The organism is Corynebacterium sp. HMSC075D04 (assembly GCF_001815635.1).
GTDB classification, from domain to species: Bacteria; Actinomycetota; Actinomycetes; order Mycobacteriales; family Mycobacteriaceae; genus Corynebacterium; species Corynebacterium coyleae.
Map to the genome: position 1 here is coordinate 131,961 of NZ_KV821289.1, position 23,745 is coordinate 155,705.

Consider the following 23,745-nt stretch of genomic DNA (forward strand, 5'->3'; position numbering starts at 1 on the left):
CAAGTTCCGCCTGCTCATGACCCCGCCCGGCTCCACCCGGCGCGATGGGAGGAAGGTAACCGGGTCGTTCGGGACATGGTTTCCGCGTATCCGGGTGTGCTCGCGCTGCATATTCTGAGCTACCTTTTTGGCTCCGGTATCGCAGCGTTCGTGCCGGTGGTGGTCGGCATGATCGTGGACGGTCTCCTTGGCGAAGAAACGTTTAACGCGTGGTGGCTGTTTGCGGTACTGGTGGGCATTTTTGTTTTGTCGTTCATCGGTGAGGCAACCGGCGACGGCCTTGCGGCAGCGTCGGTGGGCCGGGTTACCCACAACGCCCGGTTACACTTATCCTCCGGAGTGCTGCGCGATGGTGCAGGCGCGATGAGCCCGGGTACGGTGCTCAACACGATCGATGCAGACGCAAGCACGGTCGGACGGTACCGCGAACTGCTGTCGTTTCCGCTTATGGCGATCGGTTATGCCGCGGGTGCAGTGGTGGCGATGTGGTCTGTGTCCCCGTGGGTGGCACTTGCCATTCCGGTTAGCGCGATGATCATTGGGCTTTTTGCGGCGTGGACCGCAGGACCAGTGACACGGATCTCGTTGAAGCGTCGCGCTGCGGAAGCGGATGTCGCGGGCTTGGCCACGGATGTCTCTCAAGGCATTCGTGCTGTGAAGGGCCTTGGCGCGGGTGCATCTGTTGCACAACGTTTTGCAGTTGAGACGGCCAACGCCAGGACATTGATCTTGAAGCACCTGAAGGTTGAAGTCGGGCTGGGCTTTGTTCGTCTTGTGGTGGCTTGGCTGTGCAATCTGGCGATCGTGGCACTTGCTGCCTGGTTGACGCTTCGCGGAGAGATCACGCCTGGGCAGATGACATCGGTTGCGCTGCTAGTGCCGCCTGCGCTGAATATGGCGGGATTTGCCTTCGGTGACCTAGCTAGTGGGTGGGGCAGGGCGGTTGCCAGTGGCAAGCGCATCGTGGAGTTGCACCATGCAGCCGAAAAGGTGTCTGAGCCGCAGCCAACCTCCAACGCGATCCCCGGTCCAGGGCTGTGGATCCTTGCTCCGGATGAGCGATCGTTTGCGGTCGTTGAGGCATGGGCGGAGCGTGAGGGGGTGCTGTTCCCACCGCACACCGTCAACGTATTTGAGGGCACGATCGCGGATAACGTGAATCCGCGCGGTGATTTGCCGGAAGTCGTCGTCAAGCAGGCGCTCGCTGCGGCGCATTGCCAGGACATTCTGCGTCGCCTCGGAGGTGTCCGAGAGAACGGTGAATTGCCTGATGCGCCGCTGGGGGAGGCGGGGCTGAATTTGTCGGGCGGGCAGCGGCAACGTGTGGCACTTGCACGCGCACTCGCAGCGGATCCGAACGTGCTCATTTTGGACGACCCAACAACAGGGCTGGACTCTGTCACCCAAGCTGACGTCGTTGCGGCGGTTAAGACGCTACGCGCGGACAAAACAACCATAGTGATCACTGGAAATGCCGCGTGGCGCTCTGCAGGTAACGCATTGGAGGTGCAGTAAATGAAGCGTGAATACGAGCGCGTCGATGCCGTTGCCCCCGCTGGGGTGAAGGAGACCTTCGCGTACCTTGCGGAACTGCCGAACGCACTGGATCGTCGGTGGTGGGTAATGCTGTTGAGTATCCAGGCTGTGATCGTTGCTGTGAACACGACACAGTCGAACCTGTTTGGGCGCAGCGTTGACCCGTTGATCGGTGGCTCGATACCCGGGCTCGGCTCTGGCAGCAGTGCTTTTATTTGGGCCATCGCATTGGCAATGTTTTGCATGCTGATCGAGCTGTCCCTCCGTGGTCTGGGCAACTATGTGGTGGGCCAGAAGGTCGCCCGTGCGTCCATCGATCTGCGCCGTCGTTGCCTCGACGCTATCTTGCGCGCGCCTGTGCCGCGGGTGATGGAGTTGGGCACCGGCAACGTGATTACGCGCATGACGAAGGACATCGATGATGTGGTGCAAACGATCACCGCGATCGGATCCAGGGTCCTCACCACAGCCTTCGTGTTTCCGATTACCTTTCTCGGGCTTTTGCTTATCGACGTCCGCTTTGCCCTCATCCTCGTCATAGTCGGTATCTGCACGTACCCGTTCGCGCGAGCCGTTGTGCGTGCAATCCCTGCTGCGTCGAACGCAGTGAGTGTGGCGGAGGCTCGTAGAAACGCAGTGCTGCTTGATACGGTGCGTGGCCTGCCGACGCTTCGCGCGTTCGGACTAGAACGTTGGGCGCTTGGGCGCATGCGTCGCACCTCCTGGGGTGCGGTGGAGGCGACGATGGATCGTGTGCCCTGGTTCATTCGTCTCATGGGCATCGGACAGTTCGCCTTCGCAGCATGGGTGCTGCTCACTCTTGGTGTGGGTGCCTGGTTGGTGTCTACAGGCGCTGTGACACCTGGGGAGGCCAGCGCTGCTGTGTTCATGGTGATCCGTGCTGAGGTCGTCGTGTTTAATGCGCTGTTTTTCATCGGAGAGCTCCAAAGCGCCGCCACGTCTGTTGGGCGCGCGGTGAGTTTGGCCAAACTGGCGGACGGCCGAGCGGCCACCGTGGTACCTGATGACCTCGATGTGCCTGAAGACGTTGAGATCAACCACGTGTCCTTTGCCTACCCCGGCGGAGCTAACGTTCTTGAGGACCTCTCGGTGACGCTCGCAGCGGGCACGATGACGGCGCTCGTCGGCACGTCTGGCGCGGGCAAATCCACGCTGGCAGCGCTTATCGCAGGCTTAGTGGAGCCGACTTCGGGGAGCATCCGAGTTGGTGGGGTAGATACCTCCCAAGTCAGCGACGTCTGGACTGCGAAGAACGTCACCCTGCTCACCCAGGACGTGCATATCTTCGCGGGCACGCTGCGCGAAGACCTGTCTATGGCTGCTCCGGGAAGTGACGACACTGTTTTGCTCAATGCGCTCGCCAGTGTCGGGTTGGATCCGAACAGCACGCAGTTTGCCCGACTCTTCCCCAATGGGCTCGACACCGCTGTGGGAGCAGGCGCAGATGACCTCCCACCCGAGGTGGAGCAACAGGTCGCGCTCGCGCGTGTGGCGTTGGCAGGTCCGAAGATCCTCATCCTGGACGAAGCGACGGCGGAGGCGGGCAGTGATGCCACAAACATGCTCGAAGATGCTGCTGCAAGGATTACTGAAGGCACGACGGCGTTGGTTGTCGCGCATCGCCTCGATCAAGCTGCAACCGCTGATCGCATCCTGGTGATGGAAGCAGGACGCATTATCGAAGACGGCACCCATGCCGAGCTGCTTGCTGCCGGTGGGAGATATGCACAACTCTTTGAGGCGTGGAGTGGCGAGGGTCACTGATTTTCAGGTAGGAATGGGTCTATGACTGCTTCCTATGTTTCAGACCGTTTCCCCGGCCCCGACCCGTATGCGCCCCTGGCGGACGTGCCTTCGTTCACGGTGACCTCGGATGACATTGTTGACGGCGAGCGTCTCAACGACACACTTGCCGGCGATAACGCCACCAGCCCGCAGCTTGCGTGGGAAGGTGCGCCTGAGGGGACGAAGACCTACGCAGTGACGTGCTTCGACCCGGACGCACCAACCGCGTCGGGTTTTTGGCACTGGTCCGCGTTCAACATCCCGGCAGATATTACCGAGCTGCCTGCTGGCGCAGGCGCCAAGGAGGACCTGGGCGTCGGCGCGGTTGTGCTCACCGGTGATTCCGGAGTTAAAGGGTTCTACGGCGCAAACCCGCCGGCAGGCCACGGGCCGCACCGCTACCTGTTCGTAGTCCACGCGGTGGACACGGAATTGCCGGCAGATCAGATCGCGAACCCAACGCAGCTCGGGTTCAACCTGAACTTCCACTCGTTGGGCCGGGCAATCATCTGGGGTTGGTACGAGAACCAGTAGTATTCGGCGAATGGTACCTGTGCAGCTTCGCGTCGGCGGCGCCTTTTTAGGTCTTGCCGCCGCACTCGTCCTCTATGCAGTCGTCGGATTTACCCGTGGTGATGAGGGGTTTGTGATCACCCCTCAGGTGCTCACGGTGCTTGTGGCTGTCGCTCTCGTCGGTGCGTTTGCGACCACGAACAAAGAGCAGCAAGGCTCGCGCACGCAGGTTATCGCCCTTTTCATCGCGATCGTCTTGATCGGCCTTGGGGTAATTTTGCCGAACACCGCATTATTCACGACGACGCCGGTGTGGCTTGTCGCTTGGGCTATCGCCGCGGGCTTCTGCGCCGTGATTCTACGGCGCAGCGTGCAACCGAAGGCCTAGAGCGCTTTCCACTCAAGCCCATTGCCCACGGCCTGCTCAATAGAGTTCAGACCGTGGGCCTTAATCTGTGCAGCAATGCCCCGGTGGATATCCCGGATCCAACCCGGGCCGCCGTAGATGAATGGCGTGTAGCCCTGCAACAGATTGGCACCTGAAGTGATGCGTTCCCACGCCTGTTGGGGTGTGGAGATACCGCCAACACTGATGATCGCCAATTGGCCGCCGATGCGGTCGTAGAGGCGCTTGAGCACCTCGAGTGAGCGTGCCGCAACGGGTGCACCAGAGATGCCACCCGCACCCATGGCTGCAACCTCGTCTGCATTGGTGTGCAGCCCGTCGCGGGAGATCGTGGTGTTGGTCGCCACGATGCCGTCGAGTCCAAGTTCGACAGCGAGGTCTGCAACAGCGTCGATGTCCTCGTCCGAAAGATCTGGCGCGATCTTGACCAGCACCGGGGTGGTGGTCGACTCTTTCACCACGGAAAGGATGGGGCGAAGCTCCTCCACCGCCTGCAGGTCGCGAAGACCCGGCGTGTTCGGGGAGGACACGTTGACCACGAGATAGTCGGCCAGCGGGCCAAGGGCGGTAGCGGTTGCGCGGTAGTCGGCGACAGCGTCTTCGGCGGTCTTGTTCTTGCCGATGTTAATCCCGACGATGTCGTCGGACTTCCTGCTGCGCAGGTTATCTGCGACAACGAGTGCACCCTTGTTGTTGAACCCCATACGGTTCAAAATTGCCTTGTCCGCGGGAAGGCGGAACAGGCGTGGGGCGGGATTACCCGGCTGCGGCTTCGGAGTCACCGTGCCCATCTCTGCGTAGCCGAAGCCAACGGCGCCCCAGGCGTCGATAGCTTCAGCGTTTTTATCAAACCCAGCCGCAAGTCCGAGCGGGGCAGGGAAGTCAACGCCGAACACTGTCTGGCGCAGCACGGGGTCGTGGACGCGTACAACCTTCTCGAGTGCGCGGTTGAGGGGACTCGCGGCATCCAGTACACGCAGGCCACCGCTGATGATGCCGTGGATGCGCTCCGGCGGGATGCGGAACATCAGTTGCAGGGCGCGGTCGTAAAGACTCATGTTGGTCTCCTAGTTAATCTGCTCGTCGGGTGCGACGATTTGGATGCCATCGCCGGTGGCGGATGCGAGGACGACGGTGCCGTCGTCAAGCGAAATGATGCTCTGAGCGTTCGCGACAGTGGCGAAACTCTTCTTTTCGATCGGCACACCCTGGGAGATGTCGTATCCGGTTGCGGTGTTTTCAGCCAAGGAACTTACCCATGCAAGGCGTTGCGACGAATCCCACGCGACGTCCCACGGGCCTTCCGGCACAGGTGCGCTCTGCTGGAGACGAATGATGTCGTCGGTGGTGTAGACGTGGATCTGGTTGCCGGTGGAGTCGGCAGCGAGCACAAGCCCGTGCTCGCCTGCGGCAACCTTGCCCACGCCGAGGCCAACACGCAGCGTGCCGCCCTGGCGGGAGCCCTGCCAGTCGATGTCCTGGATGGTGGTGTCGAAGCTGCTGATGCGAACTACCGCGTCATCTTGGCCGTCGAGGGCGACCGCCTGCAGCTGGTCGGTCTCGCGGGCAACATCGATCGTGTCCGACAGTTCCCCGTCCTTAAACACCCACACTTTGCGCTCTGTATCGCTTGCAGCGAGCACTTCACCGCTGGAAACAACAGTCGCCGAAGTCACCGGAAGGTCGGTGCTAATAGTTTGCGCGGCTTGGCCGAAGACGTTGACAGCCCCATCACACGCCACTGCGAACGACCCATCGCTGGCAGATACATCCCCGCACGACGCGTCGAGTGGATGCTCTTCAGCCTTGCCGTTGGCAATGTCGTCGATCGACCCAATCAGCAGGGCATTTTCTGTGCGCACCCCGACAACACCGTTTGTCGTGTCTAGGTCGCGCACAGCCTCAAACTGCACTACACGCCCAGCCGGGTTCTCGCTCGCAGGGGACTGGGCAGGTTCGGCGCTGCCCATGTTGGCTGCGGCGTCGCCACCCGCCTCCTCGATTTTTGCGTTCGGGGAGGCGCTGCATGCTGCCAGCGCGAGCGGTAACACCGCGCTAAGGCAGAGTGCGGCAGTAAAACGGGAAGCAGTACGTCGAACAATCACGCACGTAAGCCTAGCAATCAGCCTGCTGCGTTCAGTGATCAAGCGCGGTGCGGAGTAGGGTGTGCAGCCATGATGTCGTGGCTACAGGTGATCGTCCTCTCCATCGTGCAGGGCTTGACGGAGTTTCTCCCGGTGTCCTCGTCGGGTCACCTCCGTATCGTCTCAGAGTTGTTTTGGGGGGAGGACGCTGGCGCAAGTTTTACCGCTGTGATCCAGCTCGGTACCGAGCTTGCCGTACTTGTGTACTTTGCCAAGGACATTTGGCGGATTTTCACCGCGTGGTTCGCTGGACTGTTCGACAAGGCCAAGCGAGGGTTTGATTACCGCATGGGCTGGATGGTCATCGCCGGCACGATCCCAGTCGGGTTGGCAGGTGTGTTGCTGAAGGACCTGATTCGCGAAAACTTCCGCAACTTGTGGATCACCGCGACCGTGCTCATTTTGTTCTCTCTGGTGTTCATTCTTGCGGAACGCCGCGGCAAGAAGTCTCGTGGGTTTGAGGAGCTGACTATGAAGGACGCCGTTCTCATGGGCCTGTGGCAGTGCCTAGCGCTGATTCCTGGTGTGTCGCGCTCCGGCGGAACGATCTCGGGTGGTTTGTTCCTCAACCTCGACCGCGAGGTTGCTACCCGGTTTAGCTTCCTTCTGGCTATCCCCGCGGTACTCGCGTCTGGTCTGTTCTCCTTGCCCGATGCGTTTGACCCGCAAGCGGGACAGGCTGCCTCCGGAATGCAGCTGCTTGTCGGCTCCGGAATTGGCTTTATCGTCGGTTACATCTCCATTGCGTGGTTGCTGAAGTTCGTTTCTAACCACTCGTTTGCCTGGTTCGCTGCCTACCGCATCCCACTCGGTGTCATTGTGATGATTCTGCTTGGCACTGGTGTCATGCAGCCTGTGTAGGGTTGGGCGCATGCAAGCTTGGCCGAACCCAATTGTTCCTAACGTTGCCGGCACTTCGGTGCCGCTGAAGCTCTACGACACCGCTGATCAGCAGGTGAAACCTGTGGATACCACGCCGGATGCGAAGGGCGAAGTGGGGTTGTATGTCTGCGGTATCACTCCATACGACTCGACCCACCTGGGACACGCTGCCACCTATCTCACATTCGACCTTGTGCAGCGTCAGCTGATCGCTAACGGTCACAAGGTGCACTATGTACAGAACATCACCGATGTTGATGACCCTCTGTTCGAGCGCGCCGAGCGTGACGGTGTGGATTGGCGCGAACTCGGCTCAAGCCAGATCGATCTGTTCCGCAGTGACATGGAGATTCTCTCCGTCATCCCGCCGCGCGATTACATCGGCGCGATGGAGTCTGTCGATGAGGTCATCGAGATGGTGCAGAAGCTTCTCGACGAAGGCGTGGCCTACATACTCGACAAGGGCGATGTGTATGCCTCGATCGATGCAACCGAGCAGTTTGGCTACGAGTCGAATCTTGACCGTGCAACGATGGAGGAGTACTTCGCTGAGCGCGGTGGTGACCCGGAGCGTGAAGGCAAGCGCGACAAGCTTGACGCGCTGATCTGGCGTGGTCACCGTGAGGGCGAGCCAGCCTGGGACTCGCCGTTCGGCCCAGGTCGTCCGGGATGGCACGTGGAGTGCTCCGCGATTGCGACGAACCGCTTAGGGGCAAGTTTCGCGATCCAAGGTGGCGGTTCGGACCTGGCGTTTCCGCACCACGAGTTCTCAGCCGCGCACGCAGAGGCCGCGCTGCACGTGGACCGGATGGCCGGCCACTATGTGCACGCGGGCATGATCGCACTTGATGGTGTGAAGATGTCGAAGTCACTAGGTAACCTCGTCTTTGTTCACAAGCTCACCGAGCAAGGCCACGAGGCTTCCGCGATCCGGCTGGCGGTGTTTTCCCAGCACTACCGGGAAGACCGTGATTTCTCCGACGCGATTCTTCACACTGCTGAGGAGCGACTCGACCGGTGGCGTGAGGCCCTGGCGAACGAGGTGTCTGAAGACGAGGCGCTCGGTGTCGTCGATAAGTTGCGCGCTGCGCTGGCAGACGACCTTGACACGCCCACAGCTCTTCGTGTGGTCGATGAAGCACGGGGCGACTGCGACGGTGTGATTGCGACAGCACTTGAGGGGCTACTCGGTGTGCATCTCTAGGCCTCATCCAGCACAATGGTGGTCATGAGCGCAGCAGCACACACGATTCGTGCCCAGTTCCAGCCTGAGGTCGACGAGTTTATCGATGACCTGACGATGTTCGCCTCAGGCTCCTACCTTTCTGAGGAAGACAAGGAGTTGTGGGACGAGCCATTCGACCCGTCCGTGTTGCCTGAGTTGCGGAAAATGCTTGAGCAGTACCTCGACGAGGTCGACGCACTCGGTTCCCAGCCAGAGGACCAGCAACTGGTGGGGCTAGTTGGACCGTTCTACGAGCGCTTGGAGGCATTCAATGTCCGTCATGCGGACGCGGTGCTTGAGCCAGAAGAAAAGGCAGATATTGAGACGCTCGTGATTCGGGTGTGCACCGCGGCGGGCGCGACCGATGAGGCGCTAGAAGCGCTGCCGGAATTTGAGTAGGCAGCGTCCGGCGGCCGTCTTCTGGGATATGGACGGCACGCTGATAGACACAGAGCCGCTCTGGGGACAGGCGACCTACGAGTTAGGGGAGTTGCTTGGTCGGCCACTGACCCCAGAGGTTCGCGAGCGCACCATTGGCGGGAGTTTCCCGAACACGCTTCGCATTGTGGCGCAGTGGGCGGAGCACACACTGACTGACGGCGACGAACAGCGTTATAAAGACTGGATGTTCGGTCGGATGGCTGAACTGTTTTCTGCAGGTATCGAATGCAACCCAGGGATTCTTGAAGTGCTGCAGTCGCTGAAGGAAGACCACATGCCCATGTTCGTGACGACGAATACTGAACGCGTCCTGGCAGATCCGTGCATTGATGCGATTGGGCGTGCGTTCTTCACCGGCACCATTACTGGCGACGAAGTGATCCACCCGAAACCTGCCCCCGACATGTACCTCGAAGCAGCCCGGCGCGTCGGCGCCGCTCCGCAAGACTGTCTCGTGGTCGAGGACTCGTTCAGTGGCATGTCAGCTGCGGCTGCAGCGGGATGTGCAGTGTTGGGGCTCGCGGATCATGTACCTGCCGGTGTGTATCGGTTTGATCCCCACCTGTTTGTGGGGGCCAGTGCCGACGACGTGTACCGCTGGTTTGCTGCAGCCTGCAGCGCGTAGGTGTCACGCGCACAATCGTCGAGAGGCTTCGCTTTGCTACGTATAGTGGTGTGCCATGAGCACTCGTATTGAAGAAGACCTGCTTGGCAAGGCTGAAGTCCCCGCTGATGTGTACTACGGAGTGCATACGCAGCGAGCAGTAGACAACTTCAAGTTGTCGGCCAGCACCCTGAACGATTTGCCGGAGTTCATCCGTGGCATGGCCCAAGTCAAGAAAGCTACCGCTATTGCGAACCGTCGCCTGCATGTGTTGCCGCGCGAGAAAGCCGAAGCAATTGCGTGGGCCTGCGACCAGATTCTGGATGAGGGACGCTGCATGGATCAGTTCCCGATCGACCTATTCCAGGGTGGCGCGGGTACCTCGGCAAACATGAACACGAACGAGGTGGTGGCTAACCTCGCACTGGAATACGTTGGTGCTGAGAAGGGCTCCTACGACATCATCAATCCGAACGATGATGTGAATATGTCCCAGTCCACCAACGATGCGTACCCGACTGGTCTGCGTCTCGGTGTGTACTACGCGGTGCAGGGCTTGCTTGAGGAGCTCGACGAGCTGCAGAAGGCACTGCGCGCGAAAGGCGACGAGTTTTCCGACATCATCAAAATGGGTCGTACTCAGTTGCAGGACGCGGTTCCGATGACGCTGGGTCAGGAATTCACTGCGTTTGGCGCAAACCTCAATGAAGAGCAGCGCACCATCAGCAACGCTGCAACCTCGTTGCTGGAAGTCAACCTTGGCGCAACCGCAATCGGTACGGGAATTAACACTCCGAACGGCTACAAAGATCAGGTTGTCACGGCACTTCGCGAGGTCACCGGCCTGGACATCCAGGCGTCTCCGGATCTGATCGAAGCCACTTCGGATACCGGCGACTACGTCATGATGCACGGCGCTATCAAGCGTGCGGCAATGAAGCTCTCCAAGATGTGTAACGACCTGCGCCTGCTGTCGTCCGGTCCTCGCGCTGGTCTGAACGAGATCAACCTTCCGGAGCGCCAGGCTGGTTCCTCGATCATGCCGGCCAAGGTCAACCCGGTTATCCCGGAGGTTGTTAACCAGGTGTGCTTCAAGGTCTTCGGCAACGACGTGACGGTCTCCATGGCTGCTGAGGCAGGTCAGCTCCAGCTCAACGTCATGGAGCCGGTCATTGCTCAGTCCTTGTTTGAGTCGATCCGTCTGCTGGCCAATGCGGCACGTACGCTGCGCGAGAAGTGCGTTGTGGGCATCACTGCGAACAAGGACGTGTGCGAGGCTTACGTGACTAACTCGATCGGCATCGTCACCTATCTCAACCCGGTGATTGGTCACCACAACGGTGACATCATTGGCCGTGAGGCTGCTTCCACCGGTAAGAGCGTCTATGACCTGGTGCTGGAGAAGGGCCTTATTGAGGAAGAGGATTTGAAGCGGTTGCTGAGCAAGGAAAACCTCATGCACCCGGAATTCCGCGGCAAGCTCTACGTTGATGAGGACGACGCTAATTAGGTTTTAAAACCGCATTTCCTTCCGCGTCAGCGGTGAACCGGGGCAGGGTGGTAGCCAATCTCACACCTGCCCCGTTTCCTTTTGGTGTGATCAATACGGGATAATGGCGGAAGTTCTTACTAACCCGTAATGAAGGAGCGCACACCATGTTGGTTGCCCTGCACACCCTCATTCTTTTCGGGGCAATCGTGTTGGGTGCACGCATTGGCTCGATCGCGATCGGTTTCGCCGGGGGATTGGGGGTGTTGCTGCTCGGTGCGACAGGCATGACGGTCACCGCAGATGCAATTCCGTTCGATGTCATCGGCATCATCATGTGCGTTATCGCAGCGATTTCTGCAATGCAGCTCGCGGGCGGCATGCAATACCTCGTTAATCTTGCGGAGCGACTCTTACGCAGGAACCCTCAACGCATCACTGTCTACGCCCCGATGGTGACGTGGTTGATGACCGTCTTCGCTGGAACTGGGCATACGGCGTTTTCCACGATGCCGGTCATCACAGAGGTGGCGAAGGAAGGAAACGTTCGTCCTTCACGCCCCTTGTCAGCGGCCGTGATCGCTTCACAGATGGCGATCGTCGCTTCACCAATCTCTGCAGCAGTTGTGTTCATGGCGTCAGCGCTTGAACCGCTTGGGGTGGGGTATCTCCAGATTCTTGCGGTGATGCTTCCTGCGACGTTCCTCGCAATTTTCCCGACGGCGTGGGTTGCCAACCATATGGGCAGTGAGCTTGACGACGACCCCGTGTACCGCAAACGCAAGGCCGCTGGACTCGTCGCAACGCATCAAGCTCATGACGATTACGTTGCCGCACCAGGAGCGAAGCGCTCGGTCGCTATCTTTCTGGCAGCGATCGTCATTGTGATGGTCTACGCAACGCTGATTTCGGATCAGATCGGTCTGATTGCGGAGCCAACAGTGCCGCGTAACGAGGCAATTATGGCCATCATGCTCAGCGCCGCGGTCGTCATCATTATGAGCACCCGCACTGCTGCCGCGGAGATTCTGAACACCCAAGTCTTTCGATCCGGCATGTCCGCATGTGTCTGCGTTCTCGGCGTGGCGTGGCTGGGTACGACGTATATCAACTACTACATCGACGACATCCAAAACATCGCCGGTAACGTGCTGACCTCAAAACCCTGGCTGCTTGCGGTCGTGCTCTTTGTCGCCGCATCACTGTTGTATTCACAAGCCGCTACGGCGAAAGCGCTCATCCCCGCCGCATTGGCGATAGGGGTCAGCCCACTCACGGCACTTGCAGCATTCCCGGCGGTCTCCGCACTATTCGTCCTGCCCACGTACCCAACGCTGCTCGCGGCAGTAGAGATGGACGACACGGGCTCGACCCGCATTGGCAAGTATGTGTTTGACCACCCATTCCTCGTCCCCGGAGTGGTCTGCATTTTAGTCAGCGTAATCCTGGGATACCTCATCGGTGCGGCGGTAGTGTGAGATGCATGACTGCACAACCATTGACTGACGTCGAAATCGCTCAAGCACACGAACTCGAACCCATCACCGACATTGCCGCCCGGGCCGGCGTGGATGAGGATGCGCTCATCCCGTACGGCAAGTACATGGCTAAGGTGGACATCAACAAAACCCCGAAGGGCAAGCCGGGCAAGCTCGTCCTGGTGACCGGTGTGTCCCCAACCCCGGCTGGCGAGGGCAAGTCCACCATGCTGATCGGTCTGACCGATGCATTGGCAAAGCTTGGCCACAAGGCGATGGTGGCGCTTCGCGAGCCTTCGCTCGGCCCGGTCATGGGCGTCAAGGGTGGTGCAGCAGGTGGCGGCTACTCCCAGGTCGTTCCGATGGAGCAGATCAACCTGCACTTCACCGGCGACTTCCACGCCATCACCAGCGCCAACAACACCCTGGCTGCGCTGATCGACAACCACATCCATCAGGGCAATGAGCTCAACATCGACCCGCGTCGCGTGACCTGGCAGCGTTGCGTGGACGTGAACGACCGCGTGCTGCGCAACGTCATTACCGGCCTCGGCGGCCCGACCTCGGGTGTTCCGGCAGAAACCGGCTTCACCATCACGGCTGCGTCCGAGATTATGGCGATCCTTGGCCTGGCCACGGACCTGGAGGACCTGAAGCGTCGCCTCGCAGCGATCACTATTGGCCTGACGTACGACGGCAAACCGGTCACTGCCGGCGAGATCGGAGCACAGGGCGCGATGGCCGCTCTACTCAAGGACGCTGTGAACCCGAACCTGGTTCAGACGCTCGGCGGCACCCCGGCGTTTATCCACGGCGGACCGTTTGCCAACATCGCACACGGCTGCAACACCCTCATCGCTACCCGCACGGCACTCGACTATGCCGACATCGTGCTCACCGAGGCCGGCTTCGGTTCTGACCTGGGTGCGGAGAAGTTCTTCGACATCAAGGCACGCTACGGTGATCTGGATGTCGCAGGTGCGGTGATCGTCGCTACGATCCGCTCGATCAAGCACCACGCTGGCATTGCGAAGGAAGACCTTAAGGCTGAAAACGTCGATGCGCTGGCAGAGGGCATCGTGAACCTGGAGCGCCACGTGGAAAACGTGCGCAAGTTCGGCGTCACCCCGGTGGTTGCACTCAACCGGTTTGTCACCGATACCGACGCCGAGCTCGATTTCGTGCGTAACTGGGCAGAGTCCAAGGGCATCGCGCTTGCCGACGCCAACGTGTGGGCCGAAGGCGGCGCCGGCGCCACCGAGCTCGCTGAAACCCTGCTGGCGAACCTCACCGAGGGCGAATCGCACCCGCTGTACGACCCGGCTGAGGGCGTGGAGAAGTCCATCGAAACCATCGCCAAGGAGATCTACCGCGCAGGCGAGGTGCAGTACTCCGCTGCAGCTCTGAAGGACCTGAAGACGTTGAAGGACAACGGCTTTGACAACCTGCCGGTCTGCGTGTCCAAGACGCAGTACTCCTTCTCCGACGACCCGACGGAGCTTGGCGCACCTGAGGGCCACACCCTGCATGTGCGCAACCTCATCCCGCGCACCGGTGCCGGCTTCGTCCTCGCGCTGACGGGCGATGTGATGACTATGCCGGGCCTGCCGAAGAAGCCGGCTGCCAACAACATCGACGTCGACGAGAACGGCGTAGTCAGCGGACTGTTCTAGTCCTTCTCTGGGGCCGGCTCTTCCTCTGCGCGGGAGCCGGGCCAACCGGGATACTCGGGTGGTGTGCCACCAAACGCTGGACACAGCGACTGGAAGGCGCACCACCCGCAAAGCTTCGACTGCTGCGGGCGGAACGAGCCAGCTTTGCCGTCGGCCTCGATCTTCCACCACAACTCCGCCAGGTCGCGCTCGAAGTACTCCAGCTCCTCGCGCGAGGGGGTGAGGATCATTGAGTCCATCACCTTGAGGTACATCAGTTTCAGCTGGGTCGGAACGACGCCGAACAGGCGCCAATAGACCAGCGCGTAGAAGCGCATCTGGAACTGCGCGTCCTGGGAGTAGCGGGGTAGTGGCTTCTTGCCGGTCTTATAGTCGACAACACGTACCTCGCCGGTCTGCGCAATGTCCACTCGGTCGATGAAGCCGCGCACAGGAACCCCGTTGGGCAGTGTGAAATCGACCGGCATTTCTTGTGCGTGCGCGTCGAAGCCGAGCGGGTTTTCCATGGTGAAGTAGCCACGCAGGAGCGTGCGGGCATCCACGAGCAGCTGGTAGTCGTCTTCGACGGGTTCGGCGCAGGTGGGGTCGTCGATACGCATTTGCTCCCACGTCGGCTTGAGCCGCTTCACGGCGGCGGGGTAGGTGCGCTCCTCTCGGGGCCACGTGAACATCTCTTCCAGCACGGCGTGTACGAGCGTGCCTTTCACCTGCGCTTCCGTGTATGGTTCCGGCAGGCGGTCGATCGCGCGGAACCTGTATTGCAGCGGGCAGCGCTTGTAATCGGACGCGCGGGAGGGGGACAGGGCGAGTGGTCGTGGCGTATTGCTGGGAGTCATGGTGCCCAACATCTTAGAGTGGGGGTATGACACAGCCGTTCATCGATTTCATCAGCCAGAGTCCATCCGCCTATCACGCAGCGGAAAACGTCGCCACAAGCCTCGAGGCAGCAGGGTTTACTCGCCGGGCATTGCTTGACGACGACGCCACCCGCCCCGGCGGCCACCTCATCATCAGCGATGGCGCCGTGATTGCGTGGTGGGTCCCGGAAAACCCCAACCCGCGGTTCCGTGTGGTCGGCTCGCACACGGACTCGCCTGGCTTGATGGCCAAGCCCGATCCGGATGTCGTGCGCGAAGGGTTCCGCCAGGTTGCCGTCGAGGTCTACGGCGGGCCGATCCTGGCGAGCTGGTTCGATCGCGACCTCACCTTCGCCGGTCGAGTGGTGACCACCGACCGTAAGGAACACCTCGTGAACACGGGTGCGGTTGCGCGCGTTCCCAACCTGGCTATCCACCTCTACCGGGGTGACATGCCAGAGATCGACCGCCAGGTCCACACCCAGCCGATCCTGGGGGTGGACCGTCCGCTGCTCGAGCTAGCAGCGGAGTCGGCGGGCCTTGCTGCAGACGACATCGTGGCGCACGAACTTATCACCGCGGACGCACAGCGGGGCGAGGTCATCGGTGATCTTCTGGCCGCTGGCCGCCTGGATAACCTGACCAGTGTGTGGGCATCGCTCGAGGCAATGCTCGCAGCCAAGGAAAATGCCCAGGACATTCTGGTGCTTGCGGCGTTTAACCACGAGGAGGTGGGCTCTGCATCCACCGCCGGAGCCGGTGGCCCGATGCTGGAGCGCGTCCTGACCAAGGTGGCGGCGGCATTCGGCGATCCGTCTGAAATTATTGCGAACTCCATCCAGGTTTCCGCCGACGCGGCGCACGCGGTGCACCCGAACTACCCGGGCAAGCACGATCCGACGCATCACCCGCTGATCAACAAGGGCCCGGTGCTGAAGATCAACGCCAACCAGCGCTACGCGTCCAATGCCGCCACGGAGGCCGAGTGGATCCTGGCGTGCCGCGCAGCCGGGGTTCCGCACCAGACCTTCGTGGGCAATAACGCGGTGCCGTGCGGGTCAACGATTGGCCCGATTTCCTCGACACGTCTAGGCCTTCCGACGGTCGATGTGGGTGTGCCACTGTTGTCCATGCACTCCGCACGCGAGCTGTGCGGAGTGGACGACATGGATTACTTCGTGCGCGCACTGTCGGCTTTTTACACCGGCGCACAGTAGGGCATACTTACCGGCATGTATTCGGGACCGTTCCAGCCAGGCGACAAGGTGCAGCTCACTGACGCGAAGCGCCGCCACTTCACCATCGAGCTCAAGGAGGGTGGCCAGTTCCACTCCCACAAGGGCATCGTCAGTCACGATGACATCATCGGTGCCGACGAGGGCACGGTGGTCAAGTCCACGCTGGGCTCGGACTACCTCTGCTTCCGCCACCTCCTGGTGGATCACGTCCTGTCTATGCCGCGCGGCGCTGCGGTGATCTACCCGAAGGATGCGGCCCAGATCCTCGTTGAGGGCGATATCTTCATGGGCGCACGAGTGCTGGAGGCGGGTGCCGGCTCCGGCGCGTTGACCATGTCGCTGCTGCGCGCGGTCGGACCCGAGGGGCACGTGTACTCCTACGAGATTCGCGACGACCACCTGGCGTTCGCCAAAGACAACGTCGCTGAATACTTCGGCGGCGAACCAGAATGGTGGACGCCTCGCCTCGGCGACTTCGGCGAGGTCACCCCGGAAGACCTCGACGGCCAGGTGGACCGCGTCATCTTGGACATGGTCGAGCCGTGGCACTTCATCGACACCGTGAAGAACGTGCTCATCCCAGGTGGTGTGTTCATGACGTACGTGGCCACCGTGCCACAGCTGATGAACATTATGGAGGCTATCCGCGAGGCGAAGTGCTTCACTGAGCCGCGCGCCTGGGAGACCCTGCTGCGCGAGTGGAAGGTCGACGGCCTGGCCACGCGCCCTGAACACCGCATGAACGCACACACGGCGTTTCTTGTCTGGACCCGCAGGCTCGCTGATGGTGTGACGCCGCCGCGTCCGCAGCGTAAGGCTCGTCGATAAGCACTTGCGTCCTATCGGCGATAGGTAGGCTCGGATCCATGGTTGGACACATTGAAGACGATGCTTTCGGGCCCGAATTGCGCAACCTCAAGCGCGAGAACCAGGATTTGGGGGCGCGCAACAAGCGGCTTGCGGAGTTGCTGAAGTCCAGCCGCGACAAGCTCAATGACCTCTACGTCAAGGTCGAGGAACTCGGCGAACCCGCGTCTACCTACGGCATCTACCTTGCCCCGGGTACTCGCGATGGGGAAGCGGAGGTGCACACGTCCGGTCGGCGGATGCGTCTGAAAATCTCGCCCTTGGTCGAGCCGCAAGCCCTTGTACCAGGCACGCTTGTGCGCCTCGGTGAGGGGACCGTTGTGGTGGAAGCCTGCGGGTTTACCCCAACAGGCCAGATTGCCACGATGGTGGAACGCATCGGCACAGATCGCGCCGTGGTCGCCGACCAGCAAGGCGCGGAGTCGCTGGTCATGCTCGCCGAACCGCTACTCAAGACCACGCGTGCAGGCGATACGGTGCTGGTGAATTCGTCCGCCGGTTACGCGTTTGAGCGCATTGAGAAGACCGAAGTCAACCAACTCTCGCTCGAAGAGATCCCGGATGTGACCTATGAAGACATCGGCGGGCTGTCGTCTCAGATTGAGACGATCCAAGACTCCGTCGAGCTGCCGTTTTCACACCCCGAGCTCTACGCCGCGTACGACCTCACCCCGCCGAAGGGCCTGCTGCTCTATGGTCCTCCGGGTTGCGGTAAGACGCTCATTGCAAAGGCGGTGGCGAACTCGTTGTCGCAGCGCATTGGCGACGGAGGACAGGCGCACTTCATCAACGTCAAAGGCCCCGAGCTGCTGAACAAGTTCGTCGGCGAAACCGAGCGGCGCATCCGCCTGATCTTCGAGCGCGCCCGCGAACTCGCCTCCGAGGGCAACCCCGTCATCGTCTTCTTCGACGAGATGGAATCGATCTTCCGCACCCGCGGTTCCGGTGTCTCCTCAGATATGGAAACCACCGTGGTGCCGCAGTTGCTGACTGAGATCGACGGCGTGGAGGACATCGCGAACGTCATCGTCATCGGCGCGACCAACCGCGAGGAACTCATCGACCCCGCAATCCTGCGCCCGGGTCGCCTCGACATCAAGGTCCGCGTGTCGCGACCGAACAAGGAGGAGTCGAAGGACATCCTCGCGCGCTACCTCACTGACGAGATCCCACTCGCGGCTCCTCGCAAAGAACTTATCGACGCAGCCGCTGCCGCTCTGTTCGCCCCGCGCCCCTTCGTGCGACTCGAACTTGTCGACGGCACCGCCGAGGTACTGCACTACTCCGACTTCGTCTCTGGCGCTTTGATTGCCAACGTGGTGGATCGCGCGAAGAAGCTTGCGATCAAGGACCACCTCTCAGGTGTATCTACCGCGGGTGTCACCGCTGATCACCTGCGCGAAGCAGTACGCGACGAGCAAGACGAAAGTGAAGACATGCCGAACACCGCGAACCCAGACGAGTGGGCGCGTATTACTGGCCGTCACGGCAAGCGAGTCGTCGCCGCCGAGGTCATCGGGTAGTAGAGGAGTCTATTCCCCGTAGTGGTAGCGACAAGCCGCAATTCGGATCTCGGTTTCGGTCATTTTGTACACGAGTCGGTGCTCGCTGGTAATCCTCCGGGACCAATAGCCACTGAGCTCATGTTTGAGCGGTTCAGGCTTGCCGATGCCTTGATTGCCGTTGCGTTGAATATCGCGGATGAGCATGTTGATGCGTTTGAGCACACGCTTGTCCGTGGTTTGCCATTCGACATACTCGGCCCAGGCATCTTCGTCCCAAGACAGAATCATCTATCTTCCTCGATGAGCTCATTCTGAACCGACGTTCCTTTTTCCAAGCGTTCGATTCGCTCCTTGAGTACGCGAGCATTCGCTGGGGATTGAAGCAAATAAGAGGTCTCCTTCATCGATTCGTATTCCGCCAGCGAGACAATGACAACCGGATCGTGGCCGGAACGGGTGATGACGACCTCCTCGCAATCGTCAACAACTGTGTTCAGAACCTCCGCATAGTTTGCACGAGATTCCGAGTAAGACATGACTTTCATCATTTGCCTCCAATAACCCCGATAAGTACAACTTCCTGTACAACTCTATTCATTATTGAACGGGCGTGTCAATGAGATCACACAATCCGTGTGACGATCTCAACGGCGAGGTCGAAGTCAGTTGCACTCAAGTGGGCAAAGCTCAACACCAGCCCGTCGCCGCTGTTGGTCCACAGTGCAGATTCGTGACCAGACTCGATACCTGCCTCGAGCAGGCGTTGTTCAAACTCATCCCGTTCGTTTCGTGTGTCAAAACGCACCGTGAGGTCTGCGCCATCGCCGGGCGCGAGTTCGGCACCGTTGATTAACGGAACCAGTCGCTCGTTGAGTACTTTGCGTCGCTGTGCCAGCCCACGATGCACGGCGCGAGATGAGCGGCGAGCGACGCCGTCGTTAAGCAAGTATGCGATGGCACGCTGGGTGACCGAAGAAACTGGCATGCCGAGGACGCTGCGTACCTCGCGCAGCACTTCTGCGGTTGCTGGTGAGGCGACGACGTAGCCGGCCGCGAGTTCCCGGGAGAGCAGCGTGGAAAACGTGCCGAGGGTGAGCACGTCCGCGCGTGTGGCCAGCGAGGACAGCGCAGGCTGTGGGGAGATGCGGTAGCGCAGTTCGGTATTGAAGTCGTCTTCGATCACCACGGTTTCGGTGCGAGCCGCCCATTCCAGGAGCTCTACGCGGCGGGCGGCGGGCATGGCGCCGCCGAACGGGTAGAGGTGGGAGGGGGTTACCAGCAGAGCGTCCAGAGTGTCAGGGAGTTCGCTGACCACAATGCCCTCGTGGTCGGTTGAGCATTCCACGACCTCGTGGCCGCCGAGCGGGATCACTCGCCTCAGGCCTGGGTGTCCGGGGTCCTCCACGCCGACGCGCAGTGCGGCACCTAGCGCGTAGAGGATGCACATCAGCCCTTCGCGTGAGCCGCCGGTGACCACGATCTGATCCGGAGAAACGTGCATGCTGCGTGCAAGACGGAGGTGTTCAGCCACCGCGTGGCGTAGCTCTGGTTCCCCGGACTTATCCATGGAGTTATCGGGTTCTGCGGCGGCCTCGCGCCACGCTTTGCGCCAAGTGACGGGGCGGATGGTGCCGGCGTTGCCGGGAGAAGGCTTCAGGGAGATCTGGGCCTTCGGTGTCATGCGGGGCGGCGCGTCGGTGGTGCGTTCAGGCATCCGTGCGGCGACGGTGAGGTCTGGGTGGATCCGCGTGGGCGCTCCCTGGCTGGTCAGCAGGTAGCCCTCACCCTCGAGCTGGTCGTATGCAGTGACCACACTGCCTCGCGATACCCCAAGTTGCTCGGCGAGAACACGGGTGGACGGGATTGCGTCGTTAGGCGAAAGCGCGCCGGTGGCAACAGCGTCGCGGATCCCTGCCGCGATTTGAGCAGGAATGGGCGTGGGATAGTCGCGTGAGACGTCGAGAAGCATCAACTGGTCCAAAGAATCTAAATATAACTGGCTCTTGGAATCTACCAGTTGGAGGTGCAGACTAAGCGGTATGTCTGATGTAGAACAGTTGAACCAGAAGTTCCTCGGCGGCGTGATTATGGACGTCGTCACCCCAGAACAGGCGAAGATCGCCGAAGACGCCGGCGCGGTCGCTGTGATGGCCCTCGAGCGCGTCCCCGCGGATATCCGCGCCCAGGGCGGCGTGGCCCGCATGTCGGATCCGGATCTGATCGAAGGCATCATCAACACCGTCGATATCCCGGTCATGGCCAAGGCCCGCATCGGCCACACGGTGGAGGCGAAGATCCTCGAGCACCTGGGCGTGGACTATATCGACGAGTCCGAGGTGCTCAGCCCGGCGGACTACGTCAACCACATTGACAAGCGTGGCTTTTCCGTGCCGTTCGTCTGTGGCGCGACCAACCTCGGCGAGGCACTGCGCCGCATCAACGAAGGTGCATCCATGATCCGCTCCAAGGGCGAGGCCGGCACCGGCGACGTGTCCGAGGCCACCAAGCACATCCGCAAGATCACCAGCGAGATCGCTGGCCTCCAGGCTATTTGGGAGAACAACCGCGACGAGCTCTACGTGGCCGCCAAGGAGCTGCAGGCTCCGTACGACCTTGTAGCGTGGGTTGCCGAGAACGGCAAGCTGCCAGTGCCATTGCTTGTCGCTGGTGGCGTGTCCACCCCGGCTGATGCGGCCTTCATGATGGAACTCGGCGCGGACGGTGTGTTTGTCGGCTCCGGCATCTTCAAGTCCGGCAACCCTGAGGCCCGCGCAAAGGCTGTGGTGAAGGCGACGCAGAACTGGAACGACATCGCGGTAGTCACCGAGGTGTCCCGTGGCCTGGGCGAGGCGATGGTGGGCATCAACGTCTCCGACCTCCCGGCACCGCACCGCCTGGCTGAGCGCGGCTGGTGACGCATTTATTCGTGCATCGACTAACCGGTTGAGAATGGCCATAGTTGTACGACCCTAAGTTCTCTGCGACTCGAACCTGTCAAACACATCGCCCCCAGGTCATGCGTGATACTTGGGGGCGAAGACTATTTCCTCATAACCACTCGAATTGGGCGGTCGAATCTATGTGTCTCTTCGAATTGCGAAAGCACTAGCACCGGCAGTGCGGAACTGCACCAGAAAACTCGCAATCAGTACTAGCCCTGTAGTGCATAGGTGCTCCGGAGAGAACCACGGTCCAGCATCTAGAAGTACCGCAAAAGGCCATGGGGTGAAGTTGGTAAAGAAAACCAAAGGCGTATTACAAAGCGCCCACAGGATAATGGTGGCGAGTGTCCCCAGTGATTTTCCCCACTGCGTGATCAGTATTGCACCTGCCGCAAATATCAACACACTGTTGTTGATAATCAGTTCGCTCTCTGGACTGACGGCGGGATCGGTCCCCGGCTCAAGATGATAAGCAACATTGCTCTGGATCGAGGCGAAATAGGCGACAATCACGACGACCATCGCACCAAAGGTTTGTCTAAATACTGATAACCACTGAGCCCGTCGTCTCCGCAGATCAATGTGAGGCATCGAAGGTGTTACAAGCACAACCGTGGTCAAAGCGAAAAGAAGCGAAACTAGCTCAACAGCTGTAATGCCAAAGGTCTCAGTGGGACTACCTCCGACCTCAAACGTTATCCCACGAACTAAACGAATCATTACTCCGCAAAATGCCCCCAAAAGGCAAATGATGTGCCACGGGGTGGACAAGAGAATACTACGGATCGGCATCGGGCTACCTCTGAGTAACTAAACGATGGTCAATGGTTGACCTAGGACTCCTCCGTCAACATTTCCCATGTAGCTTGACAAGACACAATTGCTCTCCAGTTCTTCGCTATGTTTTTGTCAACCACGCTGTGGTCAAGGGAAGATAGCACGTCCTCCGGTGCTGGATCCGTCTCACCGCTCTCGGAAATGCTTTTGTAGAAAGCACCATTTTTCTCAACGCTCTTGGAATAAACACCAGTGCGCTTAGTGATATAGACCCCAACTCGGTCGATCACAAAGGCTCCTTCGGACGTCGGATCTGTACATGACCCGATTCCTAGCTCATCGAGAAGAAGCCCACTGATGTCTAGGCGCCGATCCTCGCCGGCGGTCGTAAAGTTTTGGTAACCGTGGTCCCCGGACTTGATCCGGTAAGCCGAATTGCTGGCGAGTTTCCTCGGTCTTACGCCGTCCGGTAAATATTCTTCGAGGGCGGAGATATCACGAGTCATTTGCTCAAGCCCGGGCTCATCGGCCGAATCCACACATATCTCTGACCCGCCCGACGAGAATGCGCAAGAGTCTCGATCGACGATCGCGACGGGACCTGCAGCTGCCTGCAACAGACCTGCAACACCGACAATCGCCGTAATAGCAATTACTCCGCTAAGACTAATGTTTTTCGAAGCACCAGCAGCCAACAAAAGAAGTCCACCAGCTACCAGTGCGAGGCAAACGCTTACACCCAAGGCAACTACCAGGTTTCGAGGCTCAGTGAGATCAGTCGGATCAACCGCCTGCAAAACAATTGGAGCGACTGCCCAAGTTTTGGCACTGTTAGCACCGAACGCGACAACAAAGTAGGTGACAATAACTGCAATCAATGGCGAGACAGCGGGATGAAACTTGCGAAAGGCAAGCGCAACGAAAGCGGACAGCGCAGCAACCGTGGAGAGAAAAACAGTGCTGACAGCGACTACCAGCAGAATCCAGACGGATCCATCTGCACTTTTAGCGATAGCATCGGTAAAAGCAGGAATAGCCCCAAGTGATATTGACGCGGCTGTAATTAATGCTGGGGCGAGGGTCAAGAATAGAACCTGCAGTTTTAGCGGGTACCGGCCAAGTGAGTTGGCAGTTCCCACGCGAGGAGAAGCTAACGCTGCCACGTTGTAGGAGACGATGACTGCTAGTCCAAAGCAGGATAAAGCAGTTGCATCTCGAAATGCCTCAGCGATATCCGCAGTTCGCGGATACGCAAATTGCATTTGTTTAGAGGTCACCCAAAAGGAAACCCCAACACCGAATACCACCTGAAGGACACCGAGCACCATGAGCACTGGTGAGCCAAATTTTCTAGTGATCATA

23 protein-coding genes are annotated in these 23,745 nt (G+C 60.0%); 15 read left to right on the plus strand and 8 right to left on the minus strand.

The genetic code is table 11. The features are described 5' to 3' along the window. Positions 1-75 precede the first annotated feature (75 nt). From HMPREF3048_RS01390 to HMPREF3048_RS01405, 4 genes are read left to right on the plus strand one after another with little or no spacing between them, the layout of a single operon-like run. Positions 76-1,515 carry an ABC transporter transmembrane domain-containing protein gene (locus HMPREF3048_RS01390; protein ID WP_371326158.1) on the plus strand — a complete coding sequence of 480 codons (1,440 nt, stop codon included), beginning with the start codon at positions 76-78 and terminating at the stop codon, positions 1,513-1,515. Continuing rightward, on the plus strand, positions 1,516-3,321 hold the full coding sequence (locus HMPREF3048_RS01395) for an ABC transporter ATP-binding protein (protein WP_070771005.1): 1,806 nt from the start codon (positions 1,516-1,518) through the stop codon (positions 3,319-3,321). A gap of 21 nt (positions 3,322-3,342) precedes the next feature. Continuing rightward, the gene (locus tag HMPREF3048_RS01400) at positions 3,343-3,876 is read left to right on the plus strand and encodes a YbhB/YbcL family Raf kinase inhibitor-like protein (RefSeq protein WP_070423160.1); all 534 of its coding nucleotides are present in this window, start codon (positions 3,343-3,345) and stop codon (positions 3,874-3,876) included. 10 nt (positions 3,877-3,886) lie between these two features. After that, the gene (locus HMPREF3048_RS01405) at positions 3,887-4,243 is read left to right on the plus strand and encodes a hypothetical protein (protein ID WP_070423161.1); all 357 of its coding nucleotides are present in this window, start codon (positions 3,887-3,889) and stop codon (positions 4,241-4,243) included. On the opposite strand, the gene HMPREF3048_RS01410 is transcribed toward HMPREF3048_RS01405, so the two are convergent. Together HMPREF3048_RS01410 and HMPREF3048_RS01415 are read right to left on the minus strand one after the other, a co-directional pair. Beyond that, positions 4,240-5,319: a quinone-dependent dihydroorotate dehydrogenase gene (locus tag HMPREF3048_RS01410; protein ID WP_070771006.1), complete on the minus strand. Its 1,080-nt coding sequence runs from the start codon at positions 5,317-5,319 to the stop codon at positions 4,240-4,242. The genes HMPREF3048_RS01405 and HMPREF3048_RS01410 overlap by 4 nt on opposite strands. Before the next feature lie 9 nt (positions 5,320-5,328). Then, positions 5,329-6,366: a YncE family protein gene (locus HMPREF3048_RS01415; RefSeq protein ID WP_246818822.1), complete on the minus strand. Its 1,038-nt coding sequence runs from the start codon at positions 6,364-6,366 to the stop codon at positions 5,329-5,331. A gap of 72 nt (positions 6,367-6,438) precedes the next feature. Between HMPREF3048_RS01415 and HMPREF3048_RS01420 the strand changes: the two genes are divergently transcribed. From HMPREF3048_RS01420 to HMPREF3048_RS01450, 7 genes are all read left to right on the plus strand, one after another. Continuing rightward, complete coding sequence (locus HMPREF3048_RS01420) at positions 6,439-7,266, plus strand: undecaprenyl-diphosphate phosphatase (protein WP_070771043.1); 828 nt, start codon at positions 6,439-6,441, stop codon at positions 7,264-7,266. Between the two features lie 10 nt (positions 7,267-7,276). After that, complete coding sequence (gene mshC / locus HMPREF3048_RS01425) at positions 7,277-8,491, plus strand: cysteine--1-D-myo-inosityl 2-amino-2-deoxy-alpha-D-glucopyranoside ligase (RefSeq protein WP_070771007.1); 1,215 nt, start codon at positions 7,277-7,279, stop codon at positions 8,489-8,491. A gap of 24 nt (positions 8,492-8,515) precedes the next feature. Beyond that, positions 8,516-8,911, plus strand: a complete 396-nt coding sequence (locus tag HMPREF3048_RS01430; RefSeq protein WP_070451478.1) for a hypothetical protein — start codon at positions 8,516-8,518, stop codon at positions 8,909-8,911. Further along, positions 8,904-9,578: an HAD family hydrolase gene (locus HMPREF3048_RS01435; protein WP_256374921.1), complete on the plus strand. Its 675-nt coding sequence runs from the start codon at positions 8,904-8,906 to the stop codon at positions 9,576-9,578. Before HMPREF3048_RS01430 ends, HMPREF3048_RS01435 begins: the two co-directional genes overlap by 8 nt. 55 nt (positions 9,579-9,633) lie before the next feature. Next, positions 9,634-11,067: an aspartate ammonia-lyase gene (aspA, locus tag HMPREF3048_RS01440; RefSeq protein WP_070451482.1), complete on the plus strand. Its 1,434-nt coding sequence runs from the start codon at positions 9,634-9,636 to the stop codon at positions 11,065-11,067. Between the two features lie 146 nt (positions 11,068-11,213). Then, the gene (locus tag HMPREF3048_RS01445) at positions 11,214-12,524 is read left to right on the plus strand and encodes an anaerobic C4-dicarboxylate transporter (protein ID WP_070771008.1); all 1,311 of its coding nucleotides are present in this window, start codon (positions 11,214-11,216) and stop codon (positions 12,522-12,524) included. 5 nt (positions 12,525-12,529) lie between these two features. After that, positions 12,530-14,197: a formate--tetrahydrofolate ligase gene (locus tag HMPREF3048_RS01450; protein WP_070484796.1), complete on the plus strand. Its 1,668-nt coding sequence runs from the start codon at positions 12,530-12,532 to the stop codon at positions 14,195-14,197. Here the strand turns inward: HMPREF3048_RS01450 and HMPREF3048_RS01455 are convergent. Beyond that, positions 14,194-15,033, minus strand: coding sequence for a RecB family exonuclease (locus tag HMPREF3048_RS01455; RefSeq protein WP_070771044.1), 840 nt, complete (start codon positions 15,031-15,033; stop codon positions 14,194-14,196). The genes HMPREF3048_RS01450 and HMPREF3048_RS01455 overlap by 4 nt on opposite strands. Positions 15,034-15,059: 26 nt before the next feature. Here HMPREF3048_RS01455 and HMPREF3048_RS01460 point away from each other — a divergent pair, with 26 nt between their 5' ends. From HMPREF3048_RS01460 to arc, 3 genes are read left to right on the plus strand one after another with little or no spacing between them, the layout of a single operon-like run. Then, positions 15,060-16,271, plus strand: a complete 1,212-nt coding sequence (locus tag HMPREF3048_RS01460; protein ID WP_070771009.1) for a M18 family aminopeptidase — start codon at positions 15,060-15,062, stop codon at positions 16,269-16,271. A gap of 15 nt (positions 16,272-16,286) precedes the next feature. Continuing rightward, positions 16,287-17,120, plus strand: a complete 834-nt coding sequence (locus HMPREF3048_RS01465) for a tRNA (adenine-N1)-methyltransferase (RefSeq protein WP_070423170.1) — start codon at positions 16,287-16,289, stop codon at positions 17,118-17,120. Between the two features lie 38 nt (positions 17,121-17,158). After that, entirely contained in the window at positions 17,159-18,682 is a 1,524-nt protein-coding gene (gene arc, locus HMPREF3048_RS01470; protein WP_070615064.1) for a proteasome ATPase, read from the plus strand. Positions 18,683-18,691: 9 nt separating this feature from the next. Here arc and HMPREF3048_RS01475 read toward each other — a convergent pair whose 3' ends face one another. The 3 genes from HMPREF3048_RS01475 to HMPREF3048_RS01485 all read right to left on the minus strand — a co-directional run bounded on the left by HMPREF3048_RS01475 (position 18,692) and on the right by HMPREF3048_RS01485 (position 20,645). Continuing rightward, the gene (locus HMPREF3048_RS01475) at positions 18,692-18,952 is read right to left on the minus strand and encodes a Txe/YoeB family addiction module toxin (RefSeq protein WP_070423172.1); all 261 of its coding nucleotides are present in this window, start codon (positions 18,950-18,952) and stop codon (positions 18,692-18,694) included. After that, the gene (locus tag HMPREF3048_RS01480; RefSeq protein ID WP_070423251.1) at positions 18,949-19,209 is read right to left on the minus strand and encodes a type II toxin-antitoxin system Phd/YefM family antitoxin; all 261 of its coding nucleotides are present in this window, start codon (positions 19,207-19,209) and stop codon (positions 18,949-18,951) included. The genes HMPREF3048_RS01475 and HMPREF3048_RS01480 overlap by 4 nt, the downstream gene beginning before the upstream one ends. A gap of 77 nt (positions 19,210-19,286) precedes the next feature. Continuing rightward, positions 19,287-20,645 (minus strand): MocR-like pyridoxine biosynthesis transcription factor PdxR, encoded by a 1,359-nt coding sequence (locus tag HMPREF3048_RS01485; RefSeq protein ID WP_245168081.1) that lies wholly within the window; start codon positions 20,643-20,645, stop codon positions 19,287-19,289. Positions 20,646-20,703: 58 nt separating this feature from the next. Between HMPREF3048_RS01485 and pdxS the strand changes: the two genes are divergently transcribed. After that, on the plus strand, positions 20,704-21,579 hold the full coding sequence (pdxS, locus tag HMPREF3048_RS01490) for a pyridoxal 5'-phosphate synthase lyase subunit PdxS (protein WP_070423174.1): 876 nt from the start codon (positions 20,704-20,706) through the stop codon (positions 21,577-21,579). 162 nt (positions 21,580-21,741) lie between these two features. Here the strand turns inward: pdxS and HMPREF3048_RS01495 are convergent, their stop codons facing one another. Both HMPREF3048_RS01495 and HMPREF3048_RS01500 read right to left on the minus strand, forming a co-directional pair. Beyond that, the gene (locus HMPREF3048_RS01495) at positions 21,742-22,326 is read right to left on the minus strand and encodes a hypothetical protein (RefSeq protein ID WP_141750679.1); all 585 of its coding nucleotides are present in this window, start codon (positions 22,324-22,326) and stop codon (positions 21,742-21,744) included. A 113-nt stretch (positions 22,327-22,439) separates the two neighbouring features. Then, the gene (locus HMPREF3048_RS01500) at positions 22,440-23,744 is read right to left on the minus strand and encodes a hypothetical protein (protein ID WP_070484790.1); all 1,305 of its coding nucleotides are present in this window, start codon (positions 23,742-23,744) and stop codon (positions 22,440-22,442) included. Position 23,745 lies beyond the last annotated feature (1 nt).